Below are 22,979 nucleotides of genomic sequence, written 5' to 3'. Positions count from 1 at the left end.
TCTCAGGGCGAATGCCCTGAAATATAAAAGCCTGAGGCTGTCCGACCTAAGCACATAGGTTACACTTTAACCCATGTGCTTAGGTCGAACAATAATGCAGGGCTTCACCCTGCAAATCACATTCTGAATCTCACCTGGGGCGTTGCCCCAGGCTTTTATAGGTCAGGCTTTCAGCCTGAATATTACTTACAATCATGTCTGTGTTCTCAGGGCGAATGCCCTGAAATATAAAAGCCTGAGGCTGTCCGACCTAAGCACATAGGTTACACTTTAACCCATGTGCTTAGGTCGAACAATAATGCAGGGCTTCACCCTGCAAATCACATTCTGGATCTCACCTGGGGCGATGCCCCAGGCTTTTATAAGTCAGGCTTTCAGCCTGAATATTACTTACAATCATGTCTGTGTTCTCAGGGCGAATGCCCTGAAATATAAAAGCCTAGGGCATCGCCCTAGGATATGCCCATAAATATTTTGCAGGGTGAAGCCCTGCGTTATAAAAGCCTAGGGCATCGCCCTAGGATATGCCCATAAATATTTTGCAGGGTGAAGCCCTGCGTTATAAAAGCCTAAGGCATCGCCCTAGGATATGCCCATAAATATTTTGCAGGGTGAAGCCCTGCGTTATAAAAGCCTAGGGCATCGCCCTAGGAAAACTTTGTTCTAGAGCACTCACCATAGCTAAAAAGTCTTTTGTATCCAAAGAGAGTTCCTTCATCTTTGCTTTAAGCAAGAAAATTTCTTCATGAAACAATTTTGTAGCCGGCTTTAGCCCTATAACAGAAGCTAGATTAACTTCTCTTTCTTGAGTGTTATCTTGCGCTATATCATCCAAATCATCAGCTATTTGAAAAGCCATGCCCCAATGATAAGCAACTTGTTTTACGATAGAAATTTTTTTAAGATCTCCACCACCAAAAATCCATCCAAGCACAAATGCCACTTCAAAAAGAGTTACGGTTTTTTTGTTCAAAATTTCTTTAAGAGTATCTACATCTTGATTAGGTGGATATAAATCAAGAAATTGTCCACCTGTTGCCCCTAAAATACCTGTATTTTGCGTTGCATTTTCTATAGCCAAAAGAAAGGCCTTTTCAGCCCCTTCTTTCATTATTACTGCATTCTTATAGATAGACCTATAGCCAGCCGAAATAAGAGCATACGATGCAAGTAAAGCAGTTGCTTCGCCAAAAGCTTTATGCAATGAAGGTTTATTGCGTCTTAAATCATCATTGTCCATACAAGGAAAATCATCTGCGATCAAAGAAGCTGTATGAAAAAACTCCACTGCTAAAGCAGCGTCTGAAACATCACAATTTTTACCAATAGCTTTTGCACAGAGCAAAACAATTACCGGACGAAAGCGCTTTCCACCATTAAGAAGTGCATAAGCACAAGCTTCTTTTAATTTCGTATCCGCGCCAAAAGTAAGTAATTCATCATGAATTTTTTTTTCAACAACACATTTGTGTTCATCTAGGATTTTGAAAATTTCAGAATAATTAGGCTGCATAAATATTAAAATGGTGTTGTTAAAATGGTTGTAGATGGTTTTACAAACATTCTTGTTGGAATAAACCCTCCAAAATTTGTACAAGGATAACACATTACACTCTTACCCATCAAAGTTCCCGGATTTGTAACGGCATTACAACCCGTTTGTGAATGATCGCCAATGATGACACCCATTTTTTTTAAATTTGTTTTAAATTTTTTCCCTTCATAATGAACAATTATTTGCTCACGATCAAGGCGCAAGTTAGCGCATATTGTACCAGCACCCAAGTTTACATGGTTACCAAGAATAGAATCACCAATATAAGCAAAATGACCTGCCACTGCATGATTTAGTAAAATAGAGTGTTTAACTTCTGTATCATGACCAATAACACAATCATCTCCAGCAATTAAAGATCCTCTTATATATGCCCCATGCCTTATGCTACAATTTTTTCCGATGATACAAGGTCCTTTTATATAAGAGCCAGGCTCAACAATTGTACCTTGACCAATACTAATTAAATCTTTGTTGACAAGGTAAGCTCCATCTGGAATAGGTACCTCAATATTACCTAAAGAATAATTTTTAAAATAAGTATCAATATTTAAAAGCGCCTTCCAGACATAATCAATAGAATCAAAAAGAGCTTTATGAGTATACGAATCTAAAGAAAAAAAGTAATTTGATTCAAAATTCATAGAATTATTTTAGGTTGATAAATTCACATCATGAGGATAGGACTAATCCATGAAATTTTCAAGGTGAATAATAGAATAATAGATAATATATCTAAATGTTTCTTCTTCTTTTATGACTGTGGATTTGTTCATATTCTTGAACTTGTTTGTGTACATACCGTTGTCGATAAGATGTTGATTAGCTGTATATAAATGATCGGTTTTCAACAACGTCCCTATCTTGAACAAAGATATGATCATCTTATGAACAGTTTTAAACAGAATTATCAACAGTATATTTTGGGCTTTTTGTTTAGGAAAGAATTTGTTACGATCCCAGAATATAAAGAGGAAGGTGCTTATGATTTATATTTTTTGGACTTGTCGCAATAAAATAGAGGCTAAAAAAATCATTCATGGCTTACTAGACAAGCGATTAATAGCTTGTGCATCTATTTTTCCTGAAGTGGAATCAATTTATAGATGGGAAGGAAAAATCGAAGAAAGTTTTGAAATCAAAGTCGTATTTAAAACCATATTAAAACATTTTGATACAGTTCAGGAGTATATTCGAACAGAGTGTAGTTATGAGGTTCCAGAAATTGTACAGGTTGATATCTCTCAGGGAAATCCTCGCTATTTATCGTGGGTTGCTGAAGAAACTATTTGAATAAAGGTTTAAGGTTTGGGGGTTTTTTGGATCGTTATAAGTTGTTTGGTTGGAGGTCTGGGGGGACTCTTTTGTTTGATATATTTTATTAAAAAGGGACAATTTGAAGAGGTGGAGGATGTAAAATATCAAATGTTTCATGAAGATGAAGATTGTAAATGATTCGCAATAATTAGAGGTAAATTGCAAGCATGCAAAGGAAGAGATATCAGATAGTCATAGTTGCAATGCTTGTTGTTGTGCTCATTTTAGCGGGTTATTTTATCTATCAAGAAATTTTTCCTGAATATAAACTTTATCAAGACGCTTATATTTCTTTAGAAGAATTTAGATCGACCTATTCAAAAGAAAAATCTCCTTTATTTAAGCAAGGAGTTAAACAAGTTGTTATACCAGCACCAAGTGGTTGTAATGATTCTGTTGATCGATGTGTCTCTTGCCATATAGCTGTTAAGCTTTCTTATTTTTCTCCTACAAGAATTGTCTATGATATCAATGGAGAGATGGTTTTAGATGACTTAGGAGTTCCTGTAAAGGTATCTAATCTTGATTATGTTTGGTTGCGCCTCGAAAAGGATATTCAATCTTTAAAAGAAAAAAAAGATTTCAGTAGGGCAAGAGAGCTTGAAGCTCTTCTTACGATGGATGTAGATGGTCATAAGGTGGATATGAAGAAAGTGCTTGCTATGCATCCTCTTCTTGGAGCAGAAACAAAGCCTTTTGAATTACACCCTATCGATGAGTATGGTTGCTGTAGCTGCCACTCAGGAAATGGAGCAAGTCTTTTTATAAAAGAGGCACATGGATCTGTTTTTGATGGAAAATATGTTCCAGAAAAAGGTTTTAAGGAACCTCCATTTCTTGAAAAAGATCCTAAAAATGATCCTTCATTTTCATTTGTTTATAACGCAAAGCCGGAAGCTGAATTTTTCTTTCAGCAAAAGCCTATTTTAGTAGGTGCTTTGATGCAGTCAAAGTGTGTGGATTGTCATCAGTCTAGTGAATCAGTTTTGAATCATATGGTAGACACTGTTAACGCTCCATTAAATCGCAAAAAAAACCAATTATCAAGTATTAAAAAAGGGATCGTTTCCGATAGGGAAACGCTTGCAGCCCTCTTAAAATTGATGATAAGTTTAAAAATAAATGGTTGTGGTGCAACGATAAAAAAAATTCAAAAAGCAAGTGAAGATCGAGAGATCACTTCTGAAGAAGTAAATCACCTAAAAGCACAGCTTCACTATTTAAAGGCCTTTCATGCAGCTCTTGACAAGGGAGGCATTAAAGATGATAAGCATGCTTTTTATATGATAAGAAAAATGCATTTTGAGATTATGGATATTCTTGGATCAAGTGATCTTGCAAGAGAGTTTGAAAAAGGATCTGTTGGAAAAAATGATTTAAATAGTTATGTCGAAGAATTTTTAAAGATTCATCAAGGAAAAATAACTAAACGCTCTCTCTTTGGAAAAGAATATTTGGCTAAGGAGTATGTATCAACCATAGATGATTATGAGCAGATAAGTGAAAGTTTATCTTTTTTAGCATCAGATCCAAAGGTTATAAAGGGAATGTCTTCTTATGTAGATTTAATGCTTAATAATTACAAAAGAGGAAAGGAGCTTTTTATTAATCAAGGCTGTTATGCGTGTCATAGGATTGCAGGGTATTCTAATGGTAATCTAGGCCCCGATCTTACAAGCGTGGGTCTTAAAGAGCCATGGTACATTAAGCAATCTATATTATGGCCACAAGGTAAACTAAAGTCTTCTACAATGCCTACCTTTAGATTAGATCAAGAAGATGTTCAGGACTTGATGTCATTTCTGCTTGCACAAAAAGGGCTTCCTAGCAAAGCGATCTCGACAGTAGATCAGCAAGTTTCTTTAAAAGATTGGGAAGTTGGAGAAAAATTTTCTTGGGAAAGCGCAGTTTCTCCATTGGATGTTTTAGATTTAAATTATGCTATGACAGTGTTTGCAACAGAAGGGTGTGCAAGTTGTCATAAGTTGCAAGGGTTTGAGGGAGATATAAGTTTTAGTAATGAGAAAAAACAGGAGCAAATTAGTGAATGGAAGTGGTTTAGAAATCTTTTTCCAGAACAAATAACAGGTTACCAACTTGTTGAAACTATAGAAAAGTATGAAAATGAGATTGATAGAAGGCTTGTAAAGAATACAAAAAATGGAACTCTATTAGAGACATTGCAGCAAAATCATCCAAAACTTATTGAGACATTTTATTCTAATTTTCAGTACGCCATGAGAGCAAAAAACGATTTTTATAGTAAATCTACTGGTGAAAAAGCAAGAGATGCTCTCAATGCATGGAAAAATAGGGTGCATAATGTACTCATTATGTACATCCAGACGTATGGTTTTGGAAGGGATGTGGCGCCTGCCTTGAATTGGTCGGGTGTTTACAGGGATAATGAATGGCTTTTAGGACATTTTTTAAATCCTGCAGATTATGTGCCTCGCTCATTTATGCCTGTTATGCCCTTTGATGAGAGTAAATTTTATAGTTTGATGAATATGCTTCATATTCTTGGAAAAAAGAATCGAGATATCGCAAGAGAAGTGTGGGAAGTAGAGGGTTTTGATCCAGCTCAAGCCTATGAGATTTACTGTTCACAATGTCATGGGAGTAGTAGACGAGGAAATGGTCCTGTTTCAGAAATGCTTTACACAATACCTAAAAATCTAAGGAACACAACTTTTTTATTGAATTTGACGAAAGAGAGAGCTCTTTATTCTATTATTCATGGTGTTAAAGGAACTCCCATGGCTCCTTGGGGAGAAGTGATACCTGAAAAGCAGCTGGGAGACCAGATTCCCGTTCTTAACGAAGCTCAGATTAAGCTTCTTGTTGATTGGTTATATTATGCTCTTCCAGATGAGCTTTTAATTAAAGCAAGTGAGGATATGATATCAAAATGGAAATATGAGCCTTTGGACGTAGTAAAAGAGCTTAAACATGAAGGCGGTGTATTACGAGTGCTTCCAATAGACAAAACAGATATTCAGAACAATCAAACTCCATTAGAACACCTTGTAAAAGAATATTTTGATGAGGAAATAAATACAGCAAAAGATCGTGATAAATATCGCTACTTTTTAAGAAAAAAGTTTTATACACAAGAAAATATTAAGAAAGGTCAGCAGTTATTTGTTGAGAATTGTGCCTCTTGTCATGGTAGCGAGGCCACAGGTATGGGAGCACGTTCTTCTTATATGACGGATGCAAAGCCAAGAATGCTTACAAATTTAGCGTGGCTACATTCTAGGGATGATCTTTATCTTTTGCGGGCAATCAAGTTTGGAGTTCCAGGGACTTCTATGACTCCTTGGGGTGATCAAACAAGTGTTGAACAACGCATGCAGATGGTTATTTTTATTAGAAGTTTGTCTGAAGAGAAGAATTTTAGAGATAGCCTTGCAACACTTCTTTATAATGCATTTACAACCTCTAAAATTTTGCTTCAAAGTGTTCGCGCCCCTGAATATGTTTTTCTAGATGGAGCAAAAGAAAAATATGATAAAGCTTTTGCAAATCAATTTGTTCTTTTCAAAGGCGTTCAAGAAGGAACTAGTACTCCAGAGCAGGCAGGAAATGCCTATGCAAATGAGCTTTCTTTAAGAAATAGATTTAGGCAATTACAAGCATTGGATCAACTGCTTGTTGACTTAGATAAAGAAATTAATGTTGAGAGCAATATATACACTTCTTTGGGAACAAGTTTAATTGATAAAAAATTAGATGCAGTTATTTTACAGGCCTTTTTTGATATTTTAAGTGTTCATGATGCTTTATTTGTTGTAAGAGATGACAAATTGATATGTTTAGATGATGATGCTTTAGAGCAGGATTTGAGTGATAAGTTGCTTTTCTTTTGGCGCAAAGTAACTTATCTTGAAAAAGCCTATGCTGAAAAAATTGCAGAGTACAAAGCACTTCCTGTGTCCATAGAGACTTCAGAAGAGATTCAAAAAATACAAGAAGATGTGAGTACTTTGAGTGATATTAAGTTAAATGTTGTAGAAAAATCAGTTTTAGCAAAAAAATCGAGAAAAAAACAGTGTGATATTTATGCTGTATATATAAAAGAGGAAGCACAAGTGCTGTATGATAAATAATCAAGCTGTACAGTATAGCGATTTGCCAGTAAAACAGATGCTTTACCCTGCGCTCTTATTTTTATTGGTAGGAATGTCTGTAGGTGTTTTTATGGCATTTAATAGCTTTGTTTTTCCTGATTATTTTTCTGGAGAATATATTCACTTTGGAAGAATAAGGCCTGTACATGTATGGCATGTGCTTTTGCTTTGGTTGCTTTCTGCAAATATGGGCTTATTTTATTTTTTGGTTCCAAGGCTGTGTGGTACGCCCCTTTGGAGTGTAAAGCTTGCAACAATTACCAACTATTTGTGGTGGATTACACTCATTTTGGGAGTTTATTCATTTCCTCTAGGAACAAATTGGGGATGGGAATATGCAGAGATTCCCCCCTTTCTTTTGGGATTTATTCCCATTAAACTCATGATGGCAGTTGCCTGGATCTTATTTAGCATAAATTTATTTATAACGGTTGCAAATAGACGTTTTAAAAAAATGTATGTAGCGCTTTGGTATGCTATGGGCACATTAATATGGACTACGATTACATTTACTATTGGAAATTTTGCTCTTGAAATTATTCCAGGTGGCATATCACGTGTAAATATGAACTTTTTTTATGTTCACAATTTAGTAGGGCTTGTATTTACCCCTATGGGTCTTGCAATTGCCTATTATTTTATTCCTAAAATTTCTGATAGGCCCATATACAATCATAGGCTTTCTATGGTAGGTTTTTGGTCCATTGCTCTTGTCTACGCATGGATAGGAGCGCATCACATTATTCATGGCCCTATGTCGCAATGGTTGCAGACAACGAGCATTGTATTTTCAATATGGCTTTTTATTCCTGTTTGGACTGTGATTACCAATTTCTTTGGGACATTGAAAGGTCAGTGGCAACTTTATACAACGCATGCATCGATTCGTTTTTTAATGTTGGGCACTTTTTATTACTTGGTAACCTGTGTTCAAGGACCTCTGCAAGCGCTTCGAAATGTTAATGAAATTACTTCAAAAACGGATTGGATTATTGGACACTCTCATATAGCTCTTTTTGGAACGTTTTCATTTTTTGCATTCGCAGGCGTCTATTACGTGATACCTGTAATTACAAAAAGGCCTCTTTGGTCAGACAAACTTGCAAATTGGCACTTTGCTCTTAATTTTTGGGGCACTTTAATTATGTTTATCTCACTTTCCCTTGGAGGGTATTATCAAGGTATTCTTTGGGCAAACTGGGCTGATGGTAGTACGTACGCAGAGTTTCATAATAATTTAAGTCGAATGCCTTTTCTTCAGACAGTTGCAGAAATGTGGTCTTGGTGGCTTGCAAGAGCTATATCAGGTGTGATTGTTTTGGTTGGAAATGCCCTTTTTGTATGGAATATCTACAAGACCGTTTTATTTAAATCTAATGAGCTTTCTGCTGTCAAGGTGCAAGTCCCATGAAAGAGCACTCTAAGGGTTTTTTTTCTAAAGTAGAGAAATCTCTTCTGATTACAGTAGTAGGTGTATTTTTACTTTTTTCTTTGGCAATAGGTGTTGTTCTCATAGCACCTGGCTATGTAGATCCAAGTTGGATAGAGCCCTCATCTTATTATCAAAAGCAGATGTATGAAGTTGCAGATCCAAACGTATTTTTAAATGCGGCGCATCCAGGTGAAGAGACGCTGCAGTTTGTTCTTTGCTTAACAGATAATTATTCTCTTCTTTCTTTTGAAGAAGCAGAAAATGTTAGGATAATTACATCAAATGCATCTCTTGAAAAGTTCATTACAAAAATTAATGAAACGCCTCTGAAATTAACATCAAAGCTTTTACTTCTTAGAAGCCCTGAAGAGGGCGGTAAAGAGAGTGAAGCACAAGCTAAAGCTCTTCAAGCAAAACTACAAGAAGAGTGGTTAAAAAAACATAAGGATGTAGCAGATGTGCATGCTTCTATGCCCTATTTTACCATTCTTGAGCTATATGTTCCAGGTGGAACACAATGTTTTGCCATTGCAGAAACAGATGAGGTTGTAAATTGCTGGGTGGATAAAGATTATGTTATAGTGGATGCGCAATTGAATACTGCTTATCACAAAGATCCAGGAGTTATTTATACAAAAAATCCACGAGAATATCGGGTTAGTTTTTTAAAGAATGGATCTAGTCAAAGCTTTCAATATGATCCTAATGGAAGAAAAATCAGTAGCATTAAAGAGCTCACTAACAAAGAATTTGGTTTTATGTCGAGGGCTACTTTGATAAAAATGGGTGAAGACATTTTTAAAATTGAGGGGTGCTGGTATTGCCATACAGATCAGTCACGAACGCTGATTCAAGATTGTGTTGCAAATGGCTCTGACTCCTATCCAGCTCCTCCCTCTTCTGCTAATGAATACATCTATCAGGAGGTAACATTTCCAGGAACTAGAAGAATTGGGCCCGATCTTGCAAGAGTGGGCGTGAAAAGACCAAGTCGCGATTGGCATAAAGCACATTTTTGGTCTCCAAAAACAAAAAGTAAGGGCTCTATTATGCCAGCATTCCGCCATTTTTTTGATGAAGACTCAAATGCTAAAAACCTTTATGGAGTGCCCAATTATAAGTTTGAAGCGATTTTTCAGTATTTGATGACAAAAGGTACACGTATTACACCTCCAACAGAGAGCTGGTGGCTTGGGCTTGATCCTATTCAGACGTTAAAGATTTTAGATGGAAAAGGCGTTCATGAGGAGAAAAAATGATAGGTTGTATTTTTGGTGGAATGGATAGTAGCGGCATTATAGGGCAAATTTTTCACTATGCTCTTGTTTTTGCAATCATGGGAATGGCGCTCTTTTTTTTAATTTATCTTTGGAAAAAGGATCGATTAGACATGGATGAATCTCCTAAGTATCAGATGTTAAAAAAGGAAGATACAGATGAGTGAAGAGGAATACCTTGATGATGAAAAGGTAGAGGTTCCAAGAAGCCTAGAGCAAAAAAAGATTCCAAGATTTCTTAAGTGGGCCTACATATTGCTACCTATTTGGGGTTTAATTTGGTTTTATCTGTTTTGGAATGGTAGTCGAGGCTGTCTTGATGGGGGATGTTGGCAGAAGCTGCAAGAAGCTGCTAATACAATCTACATAAGTAAAGAGAAAGAATAAATGAAAAAAATAGTGATTTTTTCGACTTTTGACCTTGCTGGTAACATGATTTGTAACCACTTACTTCCCCATTTGAAAGGGTATGAATATCAAATCATCTTGTCAGAGGCTCATTATCCGCTTAAAAAACAGGTGTTACCATTTACGTGTTTTAAATTTTTAGAGCAAGATCTTGTTAATGAGCTATTATTTCCTCTTCTAGAAGTAAAAGAATTTGCTCCTCTGCAAACATGGAAGGGCTTAGAAAAAAAATATGCTTCTTGCTTTCATATGGCTAAGACTAATGATCTTGCTACAGAGCACCCTTGGATATTTACTTATAAGCCAGATATTATTCTCTCTATTCATTCTCGATACCTTGTAAAGGAATCTATACTTGCACTGCCACGTCTTGGAACATATAACTTGCATTCTGGCTTGCTTCCTAGCTATCGAGGTCTTATGCCGACCTTTCGAGCACTGTATGATGATTGTGTGGAAGTTGGTTCAACATTTCATAGCATCGATGATGAGTCTATTGATACAGGATCAATCCTTGGATGGAGTAGAATCAATGTTCGAAAGGATAAGTCCCTCCTTTGGCATGAGTTAGAAGTGTATAAGAAAGCCGTTGATTTAATTGTTGAAAAATTGCCTCAGATCGCTTCAGGTTCTGTTCAGAGAATTCCTAATAAAGTTTTGCCCTCTACTTACTTTTCATTTCCAACAAATGAAGAGTTTAATGCCTTTATGGCCAAGGGATGGAAAATTTTTGATCCTCAAGAATACATGGATTTTTTTCAGTTGTTCAAGCACAACAAATAACCGCTTTTTATACACAAACCAATTCTTGAACTTGTTTGTGTATAAATGGCCTACTTGTAATGAATTCTGCATAGTGAATTGCTACTATTCAAGAGAGCTTGCATAAGGATTTTTTAGGTTTAAGTGGATCGCTCTTCAAAGATGCGAAGCCAACGTTCATGATCTGACATCTTGTTTTGAAGTATTTTCTTAGGGATAGAGATTTTTAATTCTGCGGAAGGCAAGGGTTCGATAGAGTCCTGTTTGTGAGCATCTTGAAAGGCATTTAGGTAATATTCCATAGAACCTTTTTCAGGGGGCAATAGGGGTGTTTCTTGTTGTTTTTTTGGAAGAGGTAAAAGTTCGATCTTTTTTTTAGGAAGTTTTTTATTTTTAATGCGTGTGTTGAGCCATAAGACAAAGGTTTCTATACTAAGTGCCTTTGCGCCGATTGCAAGGGCATTTTGAGTAAGTTGTTTATCGGATGAGACTACAGTATTTTGAGAAGGGGTTTGCGTATGTTCAAGTGATGTGATAATCCATTCATCAGCAGTTTGTCCCTCTCTTGTATAGACAACAAGAAGGTCTTTAACATGAGAAGACGTGCTCTCTCCTTTGGCATGTATGGAATCAAAAACAAGGGTTGCGTTTAATTTAAGAAAAGAAAATTTACAACTGAGCTCATGGATGATTTGCTCTCGCTCTTTTTGTAGGGAAGTGTGGTTATAAGAGAGTCTAAAAAGAAGGTTGTATCCATCGATATAGTAGTGCATGCAACTATAATGATTCTAGATAGAGAATAAGTTTATCTACAGCTTTTCTTCGATGCGATATGCGGTTTTTTATAGATTCGTCTAGTTCTGCAAATGTTTGATTATAGTCGTGCTTGATAAAGATGGCATCATAACCAAAGCCATTTTTACCTCGTTCTTCTTCGGTAATAAGCCCTTCACACACACCTTTGAATATCTTTTTTTCGTCATTTGGCGAAACTAGAGCTAAACAACATTCAAAATAAGCTGATCTGTTTAAATCACTTTTTCCAGCAAGTGCTTTAAGTAATTTTATGCGGTTCTCTCTGTCTGTAGGAGTATGCTGTGAGCGATCCACTTTAGCATATCTTGCTGAAAAAACACCTGGTTCTCCGTTTAGAGAAGGAACAACAAGACCAGAATCGTCAGCAAGCACCCATTTGTTGAAGCAATGGGCTGCAGAAGAAGCTTTAATGAGAGCGTTTTCTTCAAAAGTTGAGCCCGTCTCTTCTGGGGCCACGTAGCTTGGAAAGTCGTTTAAAGAAAGAAACTCGATGGATAGATCGCTTTTTAGCATCGCACGCAATTCGCGTACTTTGTGCATGTTGTGCGTAGCAATGACGATTTCCATGAGGACTACTCATTATTGTTCAGATAACTTTTTACTTGTTTTACAGTATATGTTTCATCTTGAAATGTAAAGCTTTCTCCAACTTTAGTGCCTGTCATAGCCTCTGCAAATTTTGATTGTAGAGAAAGAATATTTTTATCTGGATCAGCATCCCAAGGCCCAAGCAAAGTGTAGATAACTTCTTCGCCTTTAGGGGTTGCAAGAGTTACAATTGTACCAATGCCAGCTTCTTCTTTTGGAATATCTTGCTCTGTAATAATTCGAGCTTTATTGATTTGAGATGTTAGGAATTTGAGCTCTCCTTGTAGGCGTGCTCTTCTTTCAAGGGCAAATTTGTATTCAGAATTTTCTCTTAGATCTCCGTGAGATCTTGCAACTTCGATCTCTTTTGCATTTTCTACAGTCTCTATAGTGCCAATTTGTTGAATGCGTGCTTGCACTTTTTGAAAACCCTCTTTTGTCGTCCAAATGGTTTCAAAAGAATGTTCTTCTCTGAGGGCTTTATTTTTGTTTGCAAGAGATGGCTGCACAACATAGGCAAGGGAGTGTAGAATTTTGCTGTCGTGGTCGCTTAATGATTGACATTTAGTTACAAGGAGTAAGAATTCTTTTATAAAGTCGAGGCTTTTTCCATCAATAATCGCACGTACAGCTGCAAAGCGATGGCCTGAGAGTATGTTGTGAATCTTTTTGACCAAATCGCGCTCTTCTGGCTTTTGTTCGATTTGGCTTAATAGCATGAGTAGGCCTTCTAAAAGAGCTCCTCTGCCTTCGCTATCGGAGAAAGGTAGAGCTTCTTCAGAAGTTGCCTTCTGAAAATACCATACAAATAAGTCTGGGGCTTTGTAAGGGTGTCCAATTAGCATATTTAGCTTCTCTTCTAAGAGAGGAGCCATTTTGCCACAATTGAGTTCTTTGATTAAGTAGTCTCTTAAAGAGTGTACTGGAAGAGTAAAGAGTAAGTCTAAGAATATGGTATCCCAGTCAGAGCGCATTTCTTTGCAGATAACAAGAGCTCTTTTTTTAAAGGCACCCACTTGGATAGCTTTGATGACGCTTGGAATATGTGGCAATTGTTGAATATAGTTTGAAAGTGTTGCTTTTTGATCTTGTGCACCTAGATCTTCTAATAAGAGATAGAGCTGTATTTTTTGTGCTGGAGTAAGTTTTGTGTCATTTAAGAGGTAGGAAATACGTTCTTGCAAGTTTGTTTTAGTAGACGGATTGCGTAAAATTTCTGGATAATCTCTGATAAACGAATAAATAGTTTCAATAGTTTTGTCGATATCGGAGAGCTTTTCTATAACTTTTAGTAGTCGATCTTCATGAGATAATTCAGAGGAGCGTAGGCGGAAAGGATCTTTGACGCTTGGTGGAGTTTCAATCATCGTATCTTTTTTAATTTTGGCTCTTGCCCCTTGCCACCATTTTGTCCACTCTTCATCTGCGACAACTAGACCGCAAAGCTCATCTTTTATCTCTGTAGCAGTTTTTGGGCCTAGATCAGAAAGAAGAAGGCGTATGATCGCAGCAGGATCTTTTTTTGCTTCTTCTTCAAGTTGGTCTGGGTCGCCAAAACGTTTTGCAAGGAAGTGGTCATCACGAAGGGGGATTAAATTTTTAAATGCATTTGCAAAAGAGAGGTCTCTTCTGCCGCGAACACGATCGAATTCTAGTACGAGTTGTTCTCTTACAAGAGAGATGTCGACGATTTCACCTGTTCCCCAACCTCCTGTATGGAATACAAACTTTCCTTTTGCCATATGAGAAAGTAGTTCGAAATTAGCAACAGCACCTTGGAAAATTTCTTTGTTTCGAAGGCCTACCAGCCTGAGTTTTTCATTAAAGAAAGGAAGGTGGCTAAATCTTTTATGAATGATTTGATAAGTAAGATCTGCTAATTGCGGGCTGTTGGTCGTTTGCAAGTCAATGATAGATTTGAAAACTTCATAAGATGCATTTTCATCTGTAATATGAGACCAAAGGGCAAGGGCGCTGTCGATGTGTTTTCCAAAGGTTTGAGCAAAATCAGATACTTTAATTGCTTGTAAAATTTTTTGGAGTTCTGGAGCATCAACCTCATCACCACCGCAGTACTCTTCCCAAAGGTGCATAAACCCTTGGTAGTCGTGATTTTCAAGTTGCATTTGAAATTCTTCCAGATAAGCCATGAATACCTTTTACCTTTGATTCTTGAACAATAAATTAAAGTGGGTCTGAGCATATCATCTGACTCAATTGTTCTCAATAGAATAAGAGATATAGAATAAGAGATTAGGAAGCTTGCAAGCGTTGTATTCCAGCATCAAAAACCAATGTATATATTGAGCAAATTTCGCTAAAGAGTAATGTCTTAGGATTTTCTGTATTAATTTTTCAAATTTACTCATGATGGAATGCTAGCATTCGTCAATTTAATTTCTAGGTAAGCAATTCACTTGTGTATAATTAAGTATTAATTTAATAAGGAACCATTGACTTAAAGTTTTTTACGTAACAAGAGTCATTGATTCAAAGATTTTGAGGAACTTATGGAATTTCAAAAAGAATACGACGAAGTAATAAAATTAATCGAAGATGTAAAAAAGACAATATCATCATCTTTGAGCACAAGTTCTGGAAAAGAGGATGCAGCTGCTGACATCACTGTAGAACAGATGGAGGGCATGCTTGAACATGTGCAAGGCGTGATAGACCAGCTTAATCAAAAAGCAAATGCGGTCGCTGAAAAAGTAGGCATGACGAGAGAAGAGATGGCACATTTTGTTGAAGACCCACAAAATTTTGGTACGGATGAGTGGAAAATGATAGAAAATATGCAAAAGCAAATTGATTCATTTCACAAAACTTTAGTACAAACAATGCTTAGCCAAGAAAATGAATTGTTGGTTAAAAAAGAGAGAGACGACCAGAAAAAAAATAAACACTTTACTAAACGCAACTGGATTCCTATGTAGCGTTTTATATATTTTTGTGTTATCCCAATTAGCTTCTTCTCGTAATTTCAATTACTTGATAAGCTTTTTCCACGTTTGCAAAACGAACAGTTGGGATCTTGGTGCGCGGATCAATAATTCTTCTTATTTTTTTCTTTTCTCTTTTGAGCTCTTTTCTTTTTTCAGAAGAAGAGTATTTGGAAGAGTATGTTCCTCATCGTACTTCTTCTTCCCCTGATCTATTTCGAGATTTAGACATTGTTGCAGAGTGTGAAAAAAGAAATTGCGATAAATTACCCCTCATTTATAGTCACTATGGACATGTAGGTTATTTTAACATGCCCTCTGCTCGGATGGGAGATGATGGAGACATTACTCTGGGAGCTTCGAGCGTGCCTCCTTATCGCAATTATTTTATTGGTTTTCAGCTATTTAGTAGAATAGAAATGTCTGGAGTTTACCGAGTATTTAAAGGTGTGCAGGATGTGATTTTGAGCCCTCATGGTTTTGGAGACTATGCGGACAAGGGCGCTAACATAAAAATTAATCTATTAAAGCCGGCTGACACAGAATATTGCCTTCCTGGCATTGCTCTTGGCCTAGAAGATTTTTTGGGAAGTCAGCTTTTTGAATCAAAGTATGTGGTTCTTACACAAGAATGGCCTAATCTAAATTTTGAGGCCAGTTTTGGTTACGGCACAGGGCGCATTGGAGGCTTCTTTGGAGGGATTGCATACTCTCCTTGGAGAAAATGTGAAAATTATTGGAATGGTCTCTCATTTGTTGCTGAGTATGATCCTACCGATTATGAAAATTCAAAAGTAGAATTACATCCATTTGGACGAGTCAAAAAGTTTCCTATTAATTACGGTATCAAATATGCCATTGGAAAGTACTGGCGCTTCAGCGTAAGTCATATTAGAGGGAATAATATTGCTTATGAGGCTTCTGGTACATTTGACTTAGGTTCAGTAAAAGGTTTTTTCCCAAAAATTAATGATCCTCTTTGTTACTTTGCTCCCATTAATACAGAGCCTATAAGCCCCCTTCGTCCTCTTAATACATTAGTGGAGGATCTAGCTTATGCGTTGGACAATCAAGGATTTACGTTATTGAAAGCAACCCTTGAAAAGGGATGTAATCCGTTGCCAATTCTTCGCCTTCGGATTGTCAACAGAAAGTATTTATATGAAACAGATGTGCATAAGCGACTTGGTTGCTTGCTTGCCTTGTTAACGCCTGTAAACGTATCTGAAGTCATTGTAGTGATTAGTGCCGATTGTGTGCTTTGTCAAGAGTATCGTTATTCTAGAAGAAGCCTTTACCTATATGCTTCAAGGCAGATGACAGATATTGAGCTTGCAACTGTTTCTCCAATAAGAGAAGTTACATTCCCAAAATATTGCCCAGAGATTCTTTTTGAAAGAAGAGAAAAAGCTCTTGAATGGGGCCTAAGGCCAAGGGCTCAAACATTTTTTGGAAGTTCTAAAGGAAAGCTTAAGTATGAAATTGATGGAGCTGCGGTTGTTGAAGGGTTTGTTTGGTATGATGTTTATTATAAGTTTTTATTGTCTCATACACTTCTTACAAACGCAAATGATTTGGGCAATTTTGATATGCTCAACCCCTCCCCTGTGATCAATGTAAACTCAGATCGCATCACATATTACCAAGTTAGAGACTTTAAATTTGAACAGGTATATTTACAGCGTAGCTGGACACATGGTTGTGGGCTGCATTCAAGAGTGGCTGCTGGCTTTTTTGATATCGCCTATGGAGGAGTTGCAGCAGAGGCATTATACTATCCAGTTAATTCTTCTTGGGCTGTAGGGCTTGCTGGTGCTATTGTGAAAAAAAGAACATATAATGATTGGGGCTTTCAAAATAAATTGAGAAGATTTGTTGGTTCTGGAACTAGTTTCTATCCTGTTTATGATCACTATACAGTTCTATCGCAATATTTTCTTGATATTTATTATAGATTCAATACGATGCCAGTAAGCTTTAAAATTAGTATGGGACAGTTTTTAGCACGTGATTTTGGAATAAGAACAGAGGTGTTTCGCTATTTTCCAAGTGGCTTGAGGATCTCCTTTTGGTACACATATACAAATGGTAATGATAGAGTAAATGGATCTGTTTATCATGACAAGGGAATTTCGTTTTCAATGCCACTTGACGTTATATTCAAAGAGTCTAGTAGAGCAAGATGGGGTTATGGAATGTCTGCATGGCTAAGAGATGTGGGCTACAGAGTTGGTACTGGTAATGAGCTTTACCCTGTTCTTTTTGAACAAAGGGATAATCCCGTTACGTTTGATAAGTGTAATTAGTTTGTGGAGTACTTATGAGACATGCATTTCCATTGATAAGAAAAAGAAGGCTTCGACAAAATTCTATTTTAAGAGATCTTGTACAAGAATCTGATGTTGATTTATCTTGTTTTATTTTGCCTTTATTTATCAAAGGCGAACAGGGTGAAAAAAAAGAGATTTCATCGATGCAGGGGCATTTTCAAATACCTTTAAATTTGCTTGCCTCTGAGGTTCAAGAAGTTGTAAGGCTCGGTATAAAAGCTGTGATTCTCTTCGGTGTTCCTCCTCGTAAAGATTTGGTAGGATCAGATTCTTTTAGTGATGATGGAATTATTCAGAAAGCAGTAAAGATAATTAAAAATACAACTAAAGAACTGCTTATTATTTCAGATGTTTGTTTTTGTGAATACACAGATCATGGTCATTGTGGTTTTTTAAGTGAGTGTTCGGGTAAAGTAGATATTGATAACGATAAAACGGTAGAACTGCTTGTACAGCAGGCTGTAAGCCATGCAAGAGCGGGCGTCGATGTAGTGGCTCCCAGCGGTATGATAGATGGCATGGTGCTTGGAATTAGAAAAGGACTGGATAATGCAGGATTCTCGCATATTCCTATTCTTAGCTATTCTGTAAAGTATAATTCTGCATTTTATGGGCCTTTTCGCAGCGCAGCGGAGGGTGCGCCTACTTTTGGAGACAGAGGCTCTCATATGATGGATGTCCCAAATGGTAGAGAAGCTGTGCATGAGGCTGGGTTAGATATTGATGAAGGCGCCGATATGTTGATGATAAAACCTGCTCATACGTATCTTGATATTATCTTTCGTGTAAAGCAAAAATACCCCTATATGCCTCTTGGAGCATATCATACAAGTGGGGAGTTTTGTATGATTAAAGCAGCTGCAGAAAAAGGTTATGTAGATGAGAAAAAAGCTGTTATGGAAGTGATGAGAAGTATACACAGAGCTGGTGCTGATTTTATTATTACATATTTTGCAAAAGAGATAGCAAATTGGATAAAAAAGGAATAATTCATGTTTGAAGATTACGAAGGATTTTCAGAGACACAATCTAAAATTTTACAGAGATATGTATCTAGCGTATCGAGCAATGTCTTTGCATTAAGAAATCTTCCAGAAGTGATTAAAGGGGCTTTATTTTCTCGCTACTCAAGATCGACACTTGGTCTTAGAGCACTTCTTCTCAAAGAGTTTATTTTGAATGAAGAGACTGCGTTTGATGCCATTGTAAAGCCAAGTGGACCTCAGGGAGATGAGGAAGTTGAAGACCAGATGATTGCAATCAAGAAAGCTCAAAATTTCTATGATAGAATTTTAGATGGTTATGGTGACGATTCAATAGCAGAGCTTGGAGGTGCCCATCTAGCTATTGAAAATATCTCTATGATCGCCGCAAAAGCTATTGAAGATTGTAGGCTTGGAGGATCCCCCTTAGAAAAATCGACTCGTTACATTTATTTTGATCAAAAAGTAAATGGAGATTATCTCTTTTTTAGAGAGCCTATTTTAATGACATCTGCTCATAGAGAGCTTTATTTGGATACCTGCAACCATTTGTTTAAAACCTACAGTGAGCTTGTTCCAGAACTTACAGAAATTTTTGAAGAGAAGTTCCCAAGAGATGAGGAGAGCTCAAAAGCAGCCTATACCGCAGCGCTTCGTGCTAAAGTGCTAGATTGTTTAAGAGGGCTTTTGCCAGCAAGTGCTCTTACTAATATGGGACTTTATGGAAATGGACGTTTTTTTGAACAGCTTATTCACAAGCTTCATGGACACAATTTAGTGGAGTTGCAAGATATAGGCACAAAGTCTTACGAAGAACTTTCTAAGGTAATACCCTCATTTATAAGTAGAGCAGAGCGAGGGCATAAGCATCATAGGGGTTATGAGAACTTTATGGAGAGTATGCATGCAGATGTGAATGCTGTAATGGTTGAGCATCAAGATAGGGTCGCCCATGATCTAACTCCAGGGGTTCGCTTAATTAATTTTGATCTAGACTCTGTCATCAAGGTGGCAGCTGCTTTAATGTATTCTGAATCTAACAAAGGTCTTTTGGAGTGGCAGCAATATTGCAGAACACTTTCTTCAGATGAAATTGGACGCATTTTGGATGCAGGAGCAAATGCAAGGGAAAACCGCAGACACAAGTCGCCTCGTGCACTGGAGCATGCGGAGTTTACTTTTGAGATTTTGGCAGATTTTGGTATTTATCGCGATTTACAAAGACACAGAATCCTTACGCAAGAAAGAGAGTTTCTAACATGTGATTATGGCTACTGGACTCCAAAAGAGCTTATTGATACCCATATGGAGAAAAAATATGCCGAAGCCATGGATATTGCAAAAGATGCCTATGATATTATGAAAGAAGAATTTCCAGAAGAAGCTCAATATGCAGTTCCTATGGCCTATAATGTGCGCTGGTATTTTCATGTTAATTTAAGGGCTTTGCAGTGGCTTTGCGAGCTTCGCTCATCCCCTGCGGGCCATCCGTCCTATCGCTTTGTGGCTCAAGAGATGGCCGGTCTTGTTTCGAGAGCTTTTCCTGATTTTGCACGTTTTTTCAAATTTGTTGATTATGAGGGATATAATCTTGGAAGAATGGGGCAGGAGGAGGCTCGTGTAGAAAAAGAAGCAAGGCGCGCTTTTAAGCATTAATTTAATGTTAATGATAAATTAATTCTGTCTTTATAGCATTGTTGTATGGTTATAGCTGTTACTAATTAAAAAAGTTATAGCTATAGTTATGGTAGATATAAATAATAATGTTTTTGATGTTAGGATAGATGATTCAGTGCACAAAGCCATGGAATTACAACGTAGTAGAAATGGCCTCTATTTTGTAAAAGTACGATGTGGTGATCATGAATATTACGAGCTAAAGCATACGGATTTTCCTGTTTTACTTGCGATTTACAACTTTTTTATGAGTTTGTTTGGGCAAGAAATTAATGATATTTGTGGTAATCAAGCTCAAAAAATTCTGCTACTATCTTGTAAGTCATTTTCTATTACAGAATTAAGTGATTCTTTGGAGTCTAATGATTCTTTTGTTACTCTTGCAAAGAGTCCTGTTTTGCAAAGTTTTGCAAAACAATTGAATGGCGAGCTAAAAATTACTTCAAAAGATGAAAAAAAGTTATCTCCTTCGCAAAAATGGAAAAGAGGAATTGAAAAGGCAAGAAGGTTAGTAGGTGGTGGACGTCTAGGGATTGATGTTGTAAGTCTGAGCGCAACTTATTACCAAGAAGCGTTACTGGATAACAGCCCTTATGGTCGTTATGTTTTTGAAAGAATTGAGAAAGATTGGAAAGTAAGTCACACAAATTTATCTTTAGAGGAATTTATTGCTTCTATTCCCAAACAGAAAAAGGCTCTTGAAAGAATTGCAAAAACCACTTATTGCTCTAGTACAGAGAGAGAAATATATAAAATAGAAATTAAAGATGGCCTGATGTATCAGAATGGAGTATTATTTGAAGATTCTCGTCGCCTTTGCTTTGTTTTGGGACCAGATGATGAACTATATGTAGCCCCACATGACTTTGAGGCTGATGGTCGTTCTGCCGTATTTAAGCATTCAAGCTTTTTTTCAGGAAAACCCATCAAGGTTGGAGGAATAGTTAATCAAGGTTGCATTAAGAATGGGCGCATTGTAGGTACTATTACGAATAAGACAGCTCATTATGCTAGGTCTGCGCACCTAGTTATGAATGATCTTGAAAATCGAGCATCTGATATGGGTGGATACAGCGCTGGTCCCAAAGAGTTTTTAAGACTAGAAAAATATTTTAATAAAAAAGGTTTGGACACAAGCCAGATCATAGTTTTCGATGTGTCCGCTGGAAAAGAGTATGTTCTATCAAAATTTGTAGAAAAAGCAAAAGCTTTGCAAAGCAAGCCCTACTTTCAAACTTGTAATGTAGATGGCGCAAAGTATCGTCTTAACACCCTTGGAAAGGAAAATAGCTTTTTAGTCCATCCAGGAGTATACTCGGATTATAACATTCTAATAAAGTCTTCTGATAACGAGCTTATTAATATACCGATTAATCTAGCTGCAGAAAGCTTCCAGATTTCAAAACGAGGTGTTCAGAAGAAGTATGCTTCTATTGAAGCATTACTGCAAGCAGAGTATCCTTCAGCACAGTTACAGCCCCTTAATCAGCAATCCTAATCTTCTTTTCTTCGATAAATAGAACACATATGTTGTGGAAGGGTCTTTGATTTGTTGAGGTAGATACATTTATCAATAATTTGAACATCATAGTTAAAATCACCAGAGACTTCTCCGGAGACATCACACGCTATCTCCTTTTCCTCATCTGTGATTTTATTATCAAAATAAAAATAAATGACTATTTCTTCTATTTCCTCATTCCAGTCTACTGCAACCATTCGTAAATTTGGAGGAACTTGGCAAAGCAGCGCACGCTGTAAGGATAACATGATTATAACATTTAATGGATATTCTTTATCTGTGTTGAATAGCATATTCATTTTAAACCTTTTGGCCTAAGTGGGTAAATATGTGTTCCATTTTTTGCATCCTTTTCAATAATTTGGCTTAAGATTAAAGCCGCTTGCTTATAATCGCAAGTTTCTATAAAGCCCTTGGCAAGCGCTAATTGTAAATCATCAAAAGATAAATCAACTTTATCAAGAACTTCCTGTATTTTTCCCATTTCGATCAATTTTTTAATCAAATCTATCGCATCAACAACATTACCTTGGTCAAAATAGATCAAGCCTTTTTGATAATAGTTGTGAGGGTCGTCTAAATAAGAATAATTGCTGTAAAGAATACTAAAACGGGCTTGAACAATATCCATCCCATTTTGTAAATGTGTTTTTGCTGAAGAGTGCCTTGATAGATAGGAATCAAAATCAGTTTGAAATTTTTCCAGTTGTGCTTCCCAATAGTTTCTTGATTGAGAAGTTCTTATGCTCGATAGCTTTGATTGGCATTCTTCTACAGATCTTTTCCTATCACACTCAAGTTCAGAATATTGATTATCATTCCACCAAAATAAGTAATTAAATGTTCCGCGAAAATCAGAATAATTCGAGCAGTTGTACAGAATTTCATATGGCCATGCCCACATTGCTGAGCAAGAAATAGGATGAGCAAACCAATTATGTCCAGCTTCTTCAATACAGTTACCCGCATCCGAAACAATGTTACGTATTTCATCTTTATAGTTTTGACTGTAGTGTGCAAATATAGAAAAATGACACATTGTAAGCGTTATATAAATATAGCTTTTTATCCAGTTGCTCTTCATATGAATTTATATTCCTAAAATATAAGTAGCTGAAATGCTATAACAGCGTGATTTTAATTATAAAAATATTTTTAGATTGCGGATAATTTGAAGATATGTTTGAATAGAGCCGCAAGTAAAGTAAGGGTCGTATCATTATGGTACATCAATTGA

At 36.7% G+C, this 22,979-nt stretch carries 19 protein-coding genes; 12 read left to right on the top strand and 7 right to left on the bottom strand.

Features of this window, described 5'->3' with window-relative positions:
* Nucleotides 1-634: 634 nt before the first annotated feature.
* Together P4L16_08215 and P4L16_08210 are read right to left on the bottom strand one after the other, a co-directional pair.
* Complete coding sequence (locus P4L16_08215) at nucleotides 635-1,513, bottom strand: polyprenyl synthetase family protein (protein ID MDR3625103.1); 879 nt, start codon at nucleotides 1,511-1,513, stop codon at nucleotides 635-637.
* A gap of 5 nt (nucleotides 1,514-1,518) precedes the next feature.
* Nucleotides 1,519-2,199 (bottom strand): LpxA family transferase, encoded by a 681-nt coding sequence (locus tag P4L16_08210; protein MDR3625102.1) that lies wholly within the window; start codon nucleotides 2,197-2,199, stop codon nucleotides 1,519-1,521.
* A 340-nt stretch (nucleotides 2,200-2,539) separates the two neighbouring features.
* On the opposite strand from P4L16_08210, the gene P4L16_08205 reads away from it, so the two are divergent.
* The 7 genes from P4L16_08205 (at nucleotide 2,540) to P4L16_08175 (ending at nucleotide 10,905) form a co-directional block, all read left to right on the top strand.
* Nucleotides 2,540-2,848: a divalent-cation tolerance protein CutA gene (locus tag P4L16_08205; protein ID MDR3625101.1), complete on the top strand. Its 309-nt coding sequence runs from the start codon at nucleotides 2,540-2,542 to the stop codon at nucleotides 2,846-2,848.
* A 191-nt stretch (nucleotides 2,849-3,039) separates the two neighbouring features.
* The gene (locus P4L16_08200) at nucleotides 3,040-6,984 is read left to right on the top strand and encodes a c-type cytochrome (GenBank protein ID MDR3625100.1); all 3,945 of its coding nucleotides are present in this window, start codon (nucleotides 3,040-3,042) and stop codon (nucleotides 6,982-6,984) included.
* Nucleotides 6,974-8,416, top strand: coding sequence for a cbb3-type cytochrome c oxidase subunit I (locus P4L16_08195; protein ID MDR3625099.1), 1,443 nt, complete (start codon nucleotides 6,974-6,976; stop codon nucleotides 8,414-8,416). Before P4L16_08200 ends, P4L16_08195 begins: the two co-directional genes overlap by 11 nt.
* Complete coding sequence (locus P4L16_08190; GenBank protein ID MDR3625098.1) at nucleotides 8,413-9,696, top strand: cbb3-type cytochrome c oxidase subunit II; 1,284 nt, start codon at nucleotides 8,413-8,415, stop codon at nucleotides 9,694-9,696. Before P4L16_08195 ends, P4L16_08190 begins: the two co-directional genes overlap by 4 nt.
* Nucleotides 9,693-9,881: a hypothetical protein gene (locus P4L16_08185; GenBank protein ID MDR3625097.1), complete on the top strand. Its 189-nt coding sequence runs from the start codon at nucleotides 9,693-9,695 to the stop codon at nucleotides 9,879-9,881. Before P4L16_08190 ends, P4L16_08185 begins: the two co-directional genes overlap by 4 nt.
* Nucleotides 9,874-10,101 (top strand): hypothetical protein, encoded by a 228-nt coding sequence (locus tag P4L16_08180; protein ID MDR3625096.1) that lies wholly within the window; start codon nucleotides 9,874-9,876, stop codon nucleotides 10,099-10,101. The genes P4L16_08185 and P4L16_08180 overlap by 8 nt, the downstream gene beginning before the upstream one ends.
* The gene (locus P4L16_08175) at nucleotides 10,102-10,905 is read left to right on the top strand and encodes a formyltransferase family protein (GenBank protein ID MDR3625095.1); all 804 of its coding nucleotides are present in this window, start codon (nucleotides 10,102-10,104) and stop codon (nucleotides 10,903-10,905) included.
* A 119-nt stretch (nucleotides 10,906-11,024) separates the two neighbouring features.
* Here P4L16_08175 and P4L16_08170 read toward each other — a convergent pair whose 3' ends face one another.
* The 3 genes from P4L16_08170 to P4L16_08160 are packed head-to-tail and all read right to left on the bottom strand — an operon-like array spanning nucleotide 11,025 to nucleotide 14,438.
* Nucleotides 11,025-11,657 carry an NYN domain-containing protein gene (locus tag P4L16_08170; GenBank protein ID MDR3625094.1) on the bottom strand — a complete coding sequence of 211 codons (633 nt, stop codon included), beginning with the start codon at nucleotides 11,655-11,657 and terminating at the stop codon, nucleotides 11,025-11,027.
* Between the two features lie 4 nt (nucleotides 11,658-11,661).
* A complete protein-coding gene (gene rdgB / locus P4L16_08165; GenBank protein ID MDR3625093.1) occupies nucleotides 11,662-12,267 on the bottom strand; it encodes an RdgB/HAM1 family non-canonical purine NTP pyrophosphatase in 606 nt (201 codons plus the stop codon).
* A 5-nt stretch (nucleotides 12,268-12,272) separates the two neighbouring features.
* Nucleotides 12,273-14,438 carry a GreA/GreB family elongation factor gene (locus P4L16_08160; protein MDR3625092.1) on the bottom strand — a complete coding sequence of 722 codons (2,166 nt, stop codon included), beginning with the start codon at nucleotides 14,436-14,438 and terminating at the stop codon, nucleotides 12,273-12,275.
* A 360-nt stretch (nucleotides 14,439-14,798) separates the two neighbouring features.
* Here P4L16_08160 and P4L16_08155 point away from each other — a divergent pair, with 360 nt between their 5' ends.
* The 5 genes from P4L16_08155 (at nucleotide 14,799) to P4L16_08135 (ending at nucleotide 21,718) form a co-directional block, all read left to right on the top strand.
* On the top strand, nucleotides 14,799-15,224 hold the full coding sequence (locus P4L16_08155; protein ID MDR3625091.1) for a hypothetical protein: 426 nt from the start codon (nucleotides 14,799-14,801) through the stop codon (nucleotides 15,222-15,224).
* A 101-nt stretch (nucleotides 15,225-15,325) separates the two neighbouring features.
* The gene (locus tag P4L16_08150; protein ID MDR3625090.1) at nucleotides 15,326-17,536 is read left to right on the top strand and encodes a YjbH domain-containing protein; all 2,211 of its coding nucleotides are present in this window, start codon (nucleotides 15,326-15,328) and stop codon (nucleotides 17,534-17,536) included.
* Nucleotides 17,537-17,550: 14 nt separating this feature from the next.
* Nucleotides 17,551-18,549 (top strand): porphobilinogen synthase, encoded by a 999-nt coding sequence (gene hemB, locus P4L16_08145; protein MDR3625089.1) that lies wholly within the window; start codon nucleotides 17,551-17,553, stop codon nucleotides 18,547-18,549.
* Nucleotides 18,550-18,552: 3 nt separating this feature from the next.
* Nucleotides 18,553-20,199: an FAD-dependent thymidylate synthase gene (locus P4L16_08140; GenBank protein MDR3625088.1), complete on the top strand. Its 1,647-nt coding sequence runs from the start codon at nucleotides 18,553-18,555 to the stop codon at nucleotides 20,197-20,199.
* An 88-nt stretch (nucleotides 20,200-20,287) separates the two neighbouring features.
* Nucleotides 20,288-21,718, top strand: a complete 1,431-nt coding sequence (locus P4L16_08135) for a hypothetical protein (protein MDR3625087.1) — start codon at nucleotides 20,288-20,290, stop codon at nucleotides 21,716-21,718.
* Here P4L16_08135 and P4L16_08130 read toward each other — a convergent pair.
* Together P4L16_08130 and P4L16_08125 are read right to left on the bottom strand one after the other, a co-directional pair.
* Entirely contained in the window at nucleotides 21,715-22,041 is a 327-nt protein-coding gene (locus P4L16_08130; GenBank protein ID MDR3625086.1) for a hypothetical protein, read from the bottom strand. The genes P4L16_08135 and P4L16_08130 overlap by 4 nt on opposite strands.
* Nucleotides 22,038-22,781: a hypothetical protein gene (locus P4L16_08125; protein MDR3625085.1), complete on the bottom strand. Its 744-nt coding sequence runs from the start codon at nucleotides 22,779-22,781 to the stop codon at nucleotides 22,038-22,040. The genes P4L16_08130 and P4L16_08125 overlap by 4 nt, the downstream gene beginning before the upstream one ends.
* Between the last annotated feature and the right edge of the window lie 198 nt (nucleotides 22,782-22,979).

The sequence above is a fragment of the Chlamydiales bacterium genome (genome assembly GCA_031292375.1).
Taxonomy (GTDB): domain Bacteria; phylum Chlamydiota; class Chlamydiia; order Chlamydiales; family VFKH01; genus JARLHF01.
The sequence above is the reverse complement of the archived record's forward strand: the minus strand, read 5'-3'. Positions and strand labels throughout refer to the sequence as shown.